8 protein-coding genes and 1 pseudogene are annotated in these 11,500 nt (G+C 42.4%); 6 read left to right on the top strand and 3 right to left on the bottom strand.

The window, feature by feature from the left end:
- Positions 1 to 1,732 (bottom strand): carbamoyl-phosphate synthase large subunit (gene carB, locus B4N75_RS06865; protein WP_296706965.1); only part of this gene is annotated, 1,732 nt, incomplete at its 3' end.
- 356 nt (positions 1,733 to 2,088) lie between these two features.
- On the opposite strand from carB, the gene B4N75_RS06860 reads away from it, so the two are divergent.
- On the top strand, positions 2,089 to 2,559 hold the full coding sequence (locus B4N75_RS06860) for an NUDIX hydrolase (RefSeq protein WP_296668588.1): 471 nt from the start codon (positions 2,089 to 2,091) through the stop codon (positions 2,557 to 2,559).
- 64 nt (positions 2,560 to 2,623) lie between these two features.
- On the opposite strand, the gene pheT is transcribed toward B4N75_RS06860, so the two are convergent.
- Positions 2,624 to 4,966: a phenylalanine--tRNA ligase subunit beta gene (gene pheT / locus B4N75_RS06855; protein WP_296668592.1), complete on the bottom strand. Its 2,343-nt coding sequence runs from the start codon at positions 4,964 to 4,966 to the stop codon at positions 2,624 to 2,626.
- A gap of 136 nt (positions 4,967 to 5,102) precedes the next feature.
- Complete coding sequence (locus tag B4N75_RS06850; RefSeq protein WP_296016400.1) at positions 5,103 to 5,444, bottom strand: helix-turn-helix domain-containing protein; 342 nt, start codon at positions 5,442 to 5,444, stop codon at positions 5,103 to 5,105.
- Positions 5,445 to 5,587: 143 nt separating this feature from the next.
- Between B4N75_RS06850 and B4N75_RS06845 the strand changes: the two genes are divergently transcribed.
- The 5 genes and pseudogenes from B4N75_RS06845 to B4N75_RS06825 all read left to right on the top strand — a co-directional run.
- Positions 5,588 to 5,899 carry a YhbY family RNA-binding protein gene (locus B4N75_RS06845; protein WP_296016402.1) on the top strand — a complete coding sequence of 104 codons (312 nt, stop codon included), beginning with the start codon at positions 5,588 to 5,590 and terminating at the stop codon, positions 5,897 to 5,899.
- 348 nt (positions 5,900 to 6,247) lie between these two features.
- Positions 6,248 to 6,928, top strand: coding sequence for an epoxyqueuosine reductase QueH (locus B4N75_RS06840; RefSeq protein WP_296706963.1), 681 nt, complete (start codon positions 6,248 to 6,250; stop codon positions 6,926 to 6,928).
- A 9-nt stretch (positions 6,929 to 6,937) separates the two neighbouring features.
- Positions 6,938 to 8,320, top strand: a complete 1,383-nt coding sequence (argA, locus tag B4N75_RS06835) for an amino-acid N-acetyltransferase (protein WP_296668599.1) — start codon at positions 6,938 to 6,940, stop codon at positions 8,318 to 8,320.
- 486 nt (positions 8,321 to 8,806) lie between these two features.
- Entirely contained in the window at positions 8,807 to 10,354 is a 1,548-nt protein-coding gene (gene putP, locus B4N75_RS06830) for a sodium/proline symporter PutP (RefSeq protein WP_296706962.1), read from the top strand.
- A gap of 817 nt (positions 10,355 to 11,171) precedes the next feature.
- A pseudogene (locus tag B4N75_RS06825) lies at positions 11,172 to 11,500 on the top strand (AraC family transcriptional regulator); the annotation flags it as partial.

The raw sequence follows: 11,500 nt of genomic DNA, 5'->3' as shown, positions 1-11,500 counted from the left end.
AGTAGTCGAACTCGATTCCCTGTCCGATTCTGTTAGGTCCGCCGCCAAGAATCATTACTTTTTTCTTGTTGTCAGTGGCAACAGAAGTGTCTTCTTTTGCGTTGTATGTTGAGTAATAATAGCAGGCATTTTCTACTCCGCTTACAGGAACTCTGAGCCATGCTTCCTTAATTCCAAGCTCGTTGCGGCGTTTGCGGATGTCTTTTTCTGCAACCTTGAGAATTTTTGAAAGATATTTGTCGCTGAATCCGTCTTTTTTCGCCTTAATCAAAAGCTTGTCTTCCGGAACGCGTCCTGGATTTTTGAGCATTTCTTCCTCAAGGTCAACCATTTCCTTCATTTCTTTGAGGAAATATTCTTTTACGTAAGTGATTTTTGAAAGAGTCTCAAGCGGAACGCCTTTTCTGATTGCCTCATAAAGCTGAAAATATCTTTCAGAAGAAGCGGTCTTGAGCATTTCGCAAAGCTCCTCGGCAGATTTTTTGTTAAAGTCTTTTGCAAAGCCAAGTCCAGCGCGTCCGTTTTCGAGACCGCGGATTGCTTTTTGGAAAGTTTCTTTAAAATTCTTTCCAATCGCCATAACTTCGCCGACAGCTTTCATTGAAGTTCCAAGCTCATCCTTCGCTCCGCGGAATTTTTCAAAAGCCCAGCGAGCAAATTTAAGAACAACGTAGTCTCCGTCAGGCGCGCCGCCCAAAGTGTATTTTTCCAAAGTTCCGTCGCGCCAGTAAGGAATTTCGTCAAGCGTGAGACCGGCAGCAAGTTTTGCAGAAATCAAGGCAATCGGAAATCCTGTCGCCTTTGAAGCGAGAGCCGAAGAGCGCGAAGTTCTTGGGTTGATTTCGATGATTACGATTCTTCCGTTTTTAGGATTGTGAGCAAACTGAACGTTTGTTCCGCCGATTACGCCGATGTTCTCGACGATTTTAAATGCCATTTTCTGGAGCTTCTGCTCGAGTTCCTTGTCAATCGTCATAAAAGGAGCGGCGCAGAAAGAGTCTCCTGTGTGAACTCCAACCGCGTCAATATTTTCGATTGTGCAGATTGCGACCATCTGGTTCTTTGCGTCGCGCACAACCTCAACTTCAAGCTCTTCCCAGCCCAAAATCGACTCTTCAATAAGACACTGGTGAGTGAGCGAAAGGTCAAGTCCGTTTGAGACAATCGCGCGGAGCTCCTCGACATTGTAGCAGAATCCGCCGCCGGCTCCGCCCATCGTGTATGCAGGACGAACAACAAGCGGAAATCCGATTTCCTCAGCGATTTTTTCCGCGCCCTCTACAGTATGGCAAATATCAGAGCGAGGAGTGTCGATTCCAAGATTCTTCATTGTCTCCTTGAAAATCTCGCGGTCCTCTCCCCGCTCAATCGCGTCAAGATTAACACCGATTACTTTTACACCGTACTTGTCTAGAACACCAGACTTGTTAAGCTCCATCGCCATGTTAAGTCCAGTCTGACCGCCCAAGTTCGGAAGAAGCGCGTCCGGCCGTTCCTTCTCGATAATCTGGCTTATTCTTTCGACATTAAGAGGCTCAATATAAGTCGCGTCCGCCATAACAGGGTCGGTCATAATTGTAGCCGGATTTGAATTCACCAAAACAATCTTGTAGCCAAGCTCGCGCAAAGCCTTGCAAGCCTGAGTTCCCGAATAGTCAAATTCGCATGCCTGACCAATAACAATCGGGCCTGAACCGATAATCAGAACTTTCTTAATGTCGTCTCTTTTCATATATACTCCTAAAATTTATAAAAACCAATTTTATTTTTAGGAGGGGAAAGTCTCCCCCTCGCTCCAAAGCCAAGCCGCTATGCTTTGTTGGCTTTTCCACTACCCCCTCTCCTAGGGCTCCGCCCTAAAACCCGGAAGCATCGGTTTTTCAAAAAAAAAGCCCGTTTCAAAAAGAAACAGGCTGACAAATTAACAGATAAAAACAATATGAGCGCAAACTTTAGTAATGAGAGTTGAACACATTTTTACATTGCGGCTAGCCATACTAAAATTGAATGTTACAGGATTTGTCAAAAAGTTTCAAGAAAATGCAAGTTATATTTTTTTGAACTTTTGCTTGTGGTATAATCAGTTTTATGAAATCTCAACTTACAACTCTTTGCTATATCGAAAAAAATAATTCTTACTTGATGCTGCACCGCGTAAAAAAGCAGAACGACATAAACCACGACAAATGGATTGGAGTCGGTGGTCATTTTGAGCATCATGAAAGTCCGGAAGACTGCCTTTTGCGGGAAGTTAAGGAAGAAACCGGACTTACGCTCAAAAAATTTGCTTTTCGAGGAATTGTCACTTTTGTTTCGGATGAAGACGAGGCTGAGTATATGTGTCTTTATACTTCCGACAAATTCGAAGGCAAACTCATTGATTGCAGCGAAGGCTGTTTGGAATGGGTTCCGTTTGAAAAAATTGAAAGTCTGGAGCTTTGGGAAGGCGACAAAATTTTTCTCCGGCTTCTGCACACAAATGCGCCGTTTTTTTCGCTCAAATTGATTTACAAAAATGGAAAACTTGTAGAAAAATTTTTAAATGGAAAGGCAATTTAAAACAAAAAAACCGGTTATTTTCCGGTCTTTTTGTTTAAGATAAGCGCAACCACCAAAGAATTGGTTATTTTACATCACAGTTGTCTGCTTTTTCTGTTGTAATTTCTTTTCCAGCAGCGAGAGCTTTTTTTCCTGCAATCATAAAATTATGATTTTCGATTTTGTAACTTACTTTGCAGAACTTGTCAATGTCGATTTTTGCAGGTTTTTCGCAAGGCTCGCTTCCTTCCAAAGAAATTACAGTTCCTGGAGCGGCCCACGGAGCGGTCAAAAGCTCAACTTTTTCTTTTCCGTCTTCTGTATAATCGCAGGCAAGCAACATTCCGCGGCTTTCTACGCCTTTCATTTTGCGTGGAGCTAAGTTTGCCGCAATAATTACGTGTTTTCCGAGGAGCTCTTCTTCTTTCAAATATGGGCGCAATCCAGACTGAATAATTCTTGGTGTGCCAGAACCGTCGTCCATTGTCTCAACATACAGTTTGTCGCCCTGCGGATTTGTTTCAACTTTTTCGATTTTTGCAACTAAAAGCTCGATGTGGCTGTTAAAGTAAGCTGCCGGGTCTGTTTCTGCAGGGCTTACATTTCCAGCTGGCTTTGATTCAGTTTTCGCTTTTTCTGCCGGTTTTGAATGTGGTTTTTCTTTTGGCATGAGGGCTTCGATGTCAACTTCGCCGGCAACACAAGGAACAATAATTCCCCAGTTTTCCAAAACCTGCGGATGAACTTCGCCAAAAACACCAACTTGTTTACCGTTGAGCATGATTGCAGCCTGTCTTCCAGGAATAAAGCGAGGGTCTTCAACTTCTTTTACGTCATATTTGTGGTCGAGAAGATAAAGAAGAGCGCTTACTTCGCTTGCAAGACTGTTAAAGTTTGCATTGTTGCAGGCTGTCATAAATCCAAGTGACTGAATTGTTTTTGTTCCTGTGTTTTCGCTTGAATCCAGAAAAGCAACTTTTCCGATTTCGAAAATTTTGTGGGGGAATACAGCCTGTCCAGCCTGACTTTCTGCCCTCAACAGAGAAGCAATGATTGAAGGACGAACAAACTGGTAGTTTTCGCTCATAGGGTTTGAAATTTCGATTACATTTTCTGAGCTTACGCACATGCGGTCGATATAGTCGCGTTTTGAACCCAGATAGTTAAAAATCATTTCCTGATAGCCAAGACCGACCATAATTTCTTTTGCCTTGCGGCTAAAAAGCGTAACGTCAGAAAGCTGTCCGACTGTAAAATCGCTTGGACGAACAGGCTTAAAATTGTCCAGGCCAACGCCAATCATGACATCTTCGATTATATCGACTTCGTGTAAAAAGTCGTTTCTGTATGGAGGCGGATTGAGAACAAATTCAACATCGTTTTTATTTGCCTTGAGATAATTTGCAGTTTTTTCAGAAGCGTCAAAATCTTTGGCAGAAACATCGTTGTCCATTCTGGCAAGCGCATCCAAAACTTCATTTTTTGTCAAATCGCAGCCAAGTTTTTTATTGATTGCCGCAAGAGTTGTTTTTGTTGACGGCTGGAAATAGAACGGAGCAACAATCTCTTTTCCGAGCGCAGTTTCGTATGGATGAACAACTTTTACCGGCAAAATTTCATAACCTGCATCAAAAAAGTCGCAGGCAACAATATTTGCAGAAAGCATAAGGTTTTCCATGTTGTCGCCAGTAAGCTCAACCATAAGGTCTTTGTCGCCAACCTGCACTGCTCCAAGTGTTGCGGAATTGATAACAGGAGCCATCGAAAGAACTTCGCCAGTGTCGTCTGTCAAAAGCGGAAATTTTGGCAAATCTTTTATAATCCAGCCAAAATCTTTGCCCTTTGGATGTTCAGTCAAAATCTGACGGCAAGTCATAGGCTGCTCGCACTGCAAAGGAACAAAAGAAGTTTTGTCAGGATCAACAGCCTTGTAATGGCAAGGCCACTTAATATCAGCCATTCTGTAAACGCCCATAGAAATTGAGCGGCGCTTGCGGCCAAAGTTCCAGCAGAGCTTTTCCTGAGTCTGGATAATATCCTTTAACATTGGATCGTCGATTGGTTTTCCAGAAATTACAAAACTTACCATATACGGACGGATATTTTTCATTTCCGGCTCAACCGTAATTACACGGTCTGCGCAATCCTTTACGCTGCCTTTTTTAGACAAAAAAGAAGAATAATTTGAGCGTTTTGCGCCTTCATGAATACGGAGCTGACGGGTAACGCCGCCGGTAGACCAAAGGTCAGGACGGTTCGTGTCGTTCAATTCGATTTTAATAACGCGTTCATTTTCCGGCTGAGACATATCCGGCTTTTCATCGAGTTCAGCTTTAGCAAAAGTAAGCTTTTTTTCCAAAGTGTCAAAGTCGTATTTTTTTCCAAGAAGATTAAAAAAAAGATTTTCGTTTACTTCAATTTTTGGCATGATTTTCCTCTAATTTTCGCGTTTAATTGCCTTTAAAATAATAGAAAAATTATATCGAATTAAAACTTTGCTGTCCACAAAAGCAAAATCTTCGCGAGGCTTGCGCAATTTTTTTAGGAATAAAAAAAGCAAGCGGCTATTTTTTATTTCTGTCAGAAACGTGGTTTAGCGAATATAGATTTGAAGCCGGCTTGTCCAAAATAAATTCAATTGCCTGATTTAATTTTGACTGAAGTTCTTCCTTTAAATACATTTGGTCGGAATCGTAGCTCAAAAGAAATTTTGCATCGATATTTAGAGCCCTGGAAACTGCTGTTAAAGTGTGTGCGGACGGCCAGCGTCCTTTTTCCATATTGCGGATTGTGTTAACAGCAACACCGCTTTTTTCGGATAATTTTTCTTGTGTAATGTGTTTTTCGTGCCTGATTCTTTTGACGTTGTCGCCGATTATTTCGCCAAGACTTTTATCGCTGTTCATTTTAAGAATTTATATCTGAATTACTTACAAAAACAGACTTACTTATTATTGAAAATGTATCAAAATAACCAATAAGTTGCGGTTGATTAAGTGAAAAATCTCTTTAATTGATATTTTTTTCTACAAAAGATATTATTTCTTTTATGATTGAATTAACTAGCAAACAGAGAAAGTTCCTGGAAAAATCAGCTCAGCCAATGACGCCTTTTGTTTTGATTGGCGGCGCCGGAGTAACAGAAGAGCAGATAAAGCAAATTCTGGCAGTTATAAAAGTTCACGAACTTATTAAAGTGAAATTTAACGAGTTTAAAGACGAAAAAAAAGAACTTGCAAGAACGATTGAAGAAAAAACAGATTCGACTCTTGTGCGAATAATTGGAAATGTTGCGATTTTTTACAAAGAAGCCGAAAAAATGGCTGACAGAAAATTTGCAAAAGGACTTTTAAAAGCGTGAAAAATTGTCGGTTTTTCTTGAAAAAGCGCAGGATATTGCCTGTTAAATTAAAATATTCTGTTATAAATTTATTTTAGTTTAGTTGCAGTAAAAATTCGTAAAGTCTTACCAGAAAAAATAATTCTTTTTAGAATCTGCCGCTGAATCCGGGCTTTTTGATAAGTTTTATCTTTAAGCCCTTTTTTAATTTAAAAAGGCGGCGCAAGCAATGCTGCGGCGGACGCGGCGGCCGAAGTTGCCGGAGGCAATGAGCGCAAGCGAAGCCAGAGCGGCCGGTCTGACGGTTAAATAGAACGCAGAAAAAATGACTTAAATTGGCAGAAAAATAACGCCCGAAAATCCCCAAAAATGGAAAAAATAAATTATCAAAAAGAGCTTGAAAAAATTATTTCGCAGTTTTCGCAGAAAAAGGACGGAGCTAAACCTTCGCTTTTGCTGCATGCTTGCTGCGGACCTTGCAGCAGTTATGTAATTGAGTATCTTTCTGGAATTTTTGATATAACTGTTTACTATTATAATCCGAATATTCACCCGGAAAATGAGTATTTTAGGCGGCTTGAAGAATTAAAAAAATTTTTGAAGGTTTTTCCTGATGCCTTAAAAAACAAGGTTAAGCTCGTTGTTGACGATTATAATCCGGAAGATTTTTTTGCCGCGACAAATGTCAGAAACGAAGCTGAGCTTCAGAAAGAAAGGGAGCGCGGGGAACGGTGCCGCCGATGCTACAGGCTGAGAATGAGCCGTTCCTGGGATTTTGCCTGCAAGAATGGTTTTGACTGGTTTACGACAACTTTGAGCATAAGTCCGCACAAAGACAGCCAGATGATAAACGAAATTGGAATTGCGCTGGAAAAGGCGGAAAATGGCGGTTTTGCAAAGACGAGATTTTTGGTTTCGGATTTTAAGAAAAAAGGCGGATTTTTAAGGAGCACTCAGCTTTCGGACGAATACGGACTTTGGCGGCAGGATTATTGTGGTTGCGTTTTTTCTATGCAAAATAATAAAATAGAAGAAAACAAAAATCGTTAAGGAAAAAATATGACGCAGGCTGAAAAATCGATTCAAGAAAGGGCGGACAGTATTCGCGATGTAATCCGATACATTGGAAGGTTTAGCAACGCGATTGTCGTGATTTATATTGACGACAGAATTATTGATTCGCCAATGTTTACGAGCCATATTCACGATATTGGGCTTATAAAGCAGTCTGGATTGAAAGTTCTTTTGGTTCCCGGCGCGCATAAAAGAATCGATGAAATTCTTTCGAAAAATTCAATTGAATGGACGAGCTGCAACGGAAGCCGGATTACTTCTCCGCAGGCAATGGAGCTTATAAAAACCGCCGCTTTTGAAGTTGCAAACAACGTAATGACAAGCCTTGCAGGAGAGCACATAACCGCTGTAATCGGAAACTGGGTTCGGGCGCGCGGAAAAGGCGTTATAAACGGAATTGATTTTGGAACTGCCGGCGAAATTGACAAAATTGACGATTTGAGCCTGAAAACTGTTTTGGAAGACGGTTTTATTCCGATTTTTCCGTGCATTGGCTGGAGCTTGAACGGAAAACCTTACAATATTTCTTCGATGCAGCTGGCAACTCAGCTGGCTGTTCATTTGAAGGCGGACAAGCTGTTTTTTCTTGTGCCGGACGGCGAAATTACAGAAAGAAATTTTAATCTTCCAAAGGGAGTTGGACTTTCGCCGGAAGGCCATGTGCCGGCTTTGAATATTGAGGAAGCTGAAGAATTTATTTCGGTTAACGAAGATGAAGAAAAATTAAAATCTTCTGGCAAAAAAGGTGTTTTTGAAAAAGAAAGCGCCCTGCGCAAAAACATAATTTCGATTTTAAAGCTTTCTAAGGAAGCATGTAAAAAAGGCGTTGCCCGTGCGCATATTTTGAACGGCAATGTTGACGGAACTTTGCCTTGCGAAATTTTTAGCAATTTGGGTTCCGGAACGATGGTCTATTCGTCGGATTATGGAAAAATCCGGGCAATGCGGCGCGAAGATATTTCTCAGGTGCTTTCTATAATAAGGCCTTTTGTGTTGGATGGAATTTTGCTTCCGCGCACAGAAGAGCAGCTCGAAGCGTCTTACAGCGATTACATTGTTTTTGAAATTGACGGCGCGGTCCGCGCCTGCTCTGCCCTGCATATTTACGACAGGACACAGGCAGAAATTGCGGCCGTTGCGGTTGATAAAACTTTTGCGCATATTGGAATCGGGCCAAAAATGATTGCTTATCTTATCGAAAAAGCAAAAACTATAAATCTTGAAAGCATTTTTATTTTGACAACGCAAACCGCCGACTGGTTTGAAAGCCAGGGGTTTAAGCCTGATTCGGTTGACTCTCTTCCAGAAAAACGCCGGAAAATGTGGAACGAAAAGCGCGGCTCAAAAGTTTTTAGGCTTTTTCTTTAGTTTTTTAAGCGGACAAAATTGAACTGACCGCAAAATGCAAAAAAAACAATAAATCTTTTAAGAACGCAAAACCTAGCCCGTGCCGGAGCAGCGCGCAGCGTTAAGGGGGTGTCCAAAAAGCTCTAAATGTCATTTTCTTGCTATGTCTGTTTGTCGTTGTCGTGTGGCGGCTGCTTGTCATTCCCGCACTTGCCCCTGTCATTCCTGTGCCACGACACAGGAAGCTATCCGCATGGGATTATCCGGTCAAGCCGGATAATGACAACAAGCCGGATAATGACAACAAGTATGATAATGGCGGCAAGCAGGATAATGGCAGATGCTTTTGGGGCAGCCCCTTAATGGAGCAAAGGCGGAACTGCGCAGGGACGGTTTGAGAGAAAAATGTGCTCCATTTTATAGCTATAAGTTTTTAGTTTTAATTGAATAAACACGATATTTTTTGTAAAATTGTATTGTTATATAGAAACAATATGGGAGTAACTTATGGATTGGACGTTGATAGCAAAAATCAGCGCTTTTGTTCTTTACTTGGGCGCAATGATTTATGTTGGCTTGAGCAATACAAGCAAAAACAACACTTCTTCGGACTTTTTTCTTGGCGGACGAAATGTTGGTCCTTGGGTAACTGCGCTTTCGGCCGAAGCTTCTGACTCTTCTGCATGGCTTTTGATGGGACTTCCCGGCCTTTGCTATCTTGGCGGCGTAAAAGAAACTTTTTGGACTGCTCTTGGTTTGTGCGTTGGAACTTACATTAGCTGGCTTTTTGTCGCTAAGCCTTTGCGCAAATGTTCGGTTTCGTTCGGCGACTCGATTACTATTCCTGAATTTTTTAAAAACCGCCTGAACGACAAGAGCAACCTTCTTTCGGTTATTTCCGTAATTCTTATCGTGTTCTTCTTTACGATTTACACAGCTTCGGGTTTTGTTGCCTGTGCAAAGCTTTTTAATTCGGTTTTTGGACTTCCGTATCATGCCGGCCTTGCAATCGGTCTTGTAGTAATTTTGTGCTACACGATTACAGGCGGATACATTGCCGTTTGTACGACGGATTTTATTCAGGGAGCGCTGATTTTCTTTGCAATCGTAATTTCGGGAACAATTGCAGTAATTTCGCTGGGCGGTCCTTCTGCGGCCCTTGCCAGTGTCCAGAGTTTTGACGCGCGCGCCGTTGCCGGAAATTTTGGCGAGACTCTCAAGAATGCGTTTGTCGCAAACAAAAGTTACAGCGCAATGAATATTGTTTCCGCTTTGGCGTGGGGGCTCGGCTATCTTGGAATGCCGCATATTATCGTAAGGTTTATGGGAATTGACTCTCCGGAATCAATTAAAAAAGCGCGCAGAATCGGCATTTCCTGGATGGTCGTTTCGTATATTGGAACATTTGTAATCGGAACAGCTGGAACCGCATTCTTGTTAAATCACGGAATTGTCCTCGGTCTTGACGCAGGAACAGTTGTTGAAGGTGTAAAAGCGACAGGCGACGCAGAAACGATTTTTTCAGTAACAATGCAGAATATTTATCCGGCTTTTATTGCAGGAATTTTCCTTTGCGCAATTTTGGCGGCTTCAATGTCAACCGCCGACTCGCAGCTTTTGGCGGCCTCTTCCGCTGTTGGACAGGACATTTTTAAGGGAATTATAAAAAAGAACGCAAGCGAAAAAGAGGTTTTGAACGTAAGCCGCTTTACAGTATTCTTGATTGCCCTGATTGCGCTTTTGCTTTCGCTTAACCCGAATTCTTCGATTTTTGGCCTGGTTTCTTATGCCTGGGCCGGATTTGGAGCAACATTTGGCCCGCTGGTTCTTCTTTCGCTTTACTGGCGCGGATTGACAGCAAAAGGCGCAATTGCCGGACTTATCGGCGGCGGCGTTGTTGTAGTAATATGGCACAAGCTTTCTGGCGGAATTTTCAATCTTTACGAAATAGTTCCGGGATTTGTAGTTTGTCTTGTTCTTGCCGTGGCAGTTTCGTTGATTACAAAAAAAGACAAGGACGTGCTTGAGCAGTTTGACGCTTACAAAAAAGCCTAAAAAATATAAAGCCTAAAACTAAAAGAACGGTGGTTTTGAAAATCAGTCAAAATCATCGTTTTTTTTTTATTTTTAGGAGCGCACCACAGCCACAAGCCGGCTCTGCACGGTTCCGCTTTCGCTCCATTCAAAGGGCGGAAAACTTTTCCTCCCTTTGAACGCTCCGCGCCGTTCCGATCCGGGCTAAGTTTTTCTGTTACTATCTATCATAACTGTCATTATCGGGCTCTCCTCACTTGTCCTTATCCGGCCCGACAGCTTGTCATTCCCGCACTTGGTAACTTGTCATTCCCGCATTTGACAACTTGTCATTCCCGCACTTGATGCGGGAATCTCTAAACGGCTGCCATTCTTGAGCCTGCCCTGCTTGTCATTATCGGGCTTGACCCGATAATCCATTGGATAGATTGCCGTGTCAAGCACGGCAATGACAGCCTTGTTAGCATGGTAATAAAGAGGCAATTAGTGCAGTAAATGGGTGTTTATTAGTGCGCTAACTAAGTGTATTTCGTGCTTTTTACGGCCATAAAAACTTTTCATGTTAACTTAATCTCCATTATTTTAATTGCTAGGCTTAATTTCGAGTTTTGTAAATTTACTGTCATTGCCGTGCTTGACACGGCAATCATGCTTAAAAAATGCAAGAGATTATCGGGTCAAGCCCGATAATGACTAGGAATTTCAAGAAATCCTAAAACTCGACATTTGACCTGCTATTAAAACAATTTAGAGCAAAAAGAGCCTTCCTGTTCCAAGCGGAAAGCGCTTCCTGTTAGAACAGGAATGTAATTCTGGCTAGAGCTGGAAAGGGCTTCNNATGAAGTCGCTCTGCGGAGAACCGGTCGCAATGTGGCTGCCCGAAAAGTACAAGAAGCCGGGAACCTCAACATACGTTCAGGGCGTGGAAGTCGAAACCGGCTACATGGGAATGATTCCCGAAGGCTTCGATACGATTCATCTGCCAAAAGCGGAATATCTGATGTTTCAAGGCCAGCCATTCCGCGAGGAGGATTACTGCGAGACAATCCGCACGGTGCAGGCGGCAATGAATAGCTACAATCCGTCCGTCATCGGCTACCAGTGGGATGACGAAAATCCGCGCATTCAGCTGGAGCCACGGGGCGAGCGCGGATATATCGAGCTTCG

Origin of the sequence: Treponema sp. UBA7570, from assembly GCA_002477955.1 — a bacterium.
Lineage (GTDB): Bacteria > Spirochaetota > Spirochaetia > Treponematales > Treponemataceae > Treponema_D.
The sequence above is the reverse complement of the archived record's forward strand: the minus strand, read 5'-3'. Positions and strand labels throughout refer to the sequence as shown.

What these genes read in the sequence shown, in the direction of transcription:
- B4N75_RS06860 (WP_296668588.1), top strand. Translation starts at nt 2,089, where the DNA reads ATGAAATCTCAACTTACAACTCTTTGCTATATCGAAAAAAATAATTCT.
- pheT (WP_296668592.1), bottom strand. Translation starts at nt 4,966, where the DNA reads ATGCCAAAAATTGAAGTAAACGAAAATCTTTTTTTTAATCTTCTTGGA.
- B4N75_RS06850 (WP_296016400.1), bottom strand. Translation starts at nt 5,444, where the DNA reads ATGAACAGCGATAAAAGTCTTGGCGAAATAATCGGCGACAACGTCAAA.
- B4N75_RS06845 (WP_296016402.1), top strand. Translation starts at nt 5,588, where the DNA reads ATGATTGAATTAACTAGCAAACAGAGAAAGTTCCTGGAAAAATCAGCT.
- B4N75_RS06840 (WP_296706963.1), top strand. Translation starts at nt 6,248, where the DNA reads ATGGAAAAAATAAATTATCAAAAAGAGCTTGAAAAAATTATTTCGCAG.
- argA (WP_296668599.1), top strand. Translation starts at nt 6,938, where the DNA reads ATGACGCAGGCTGAAAAATCGATTCAAGAAAGGGCGGACAGTATTCGC.
- putP (WP_296706962.1), top strand. Translation starts at nt 8,807, where the DNA reads ATGGATTGGACGTTGATAGCAAAAATCAGCGCTTTTGTTCTTTACTTG.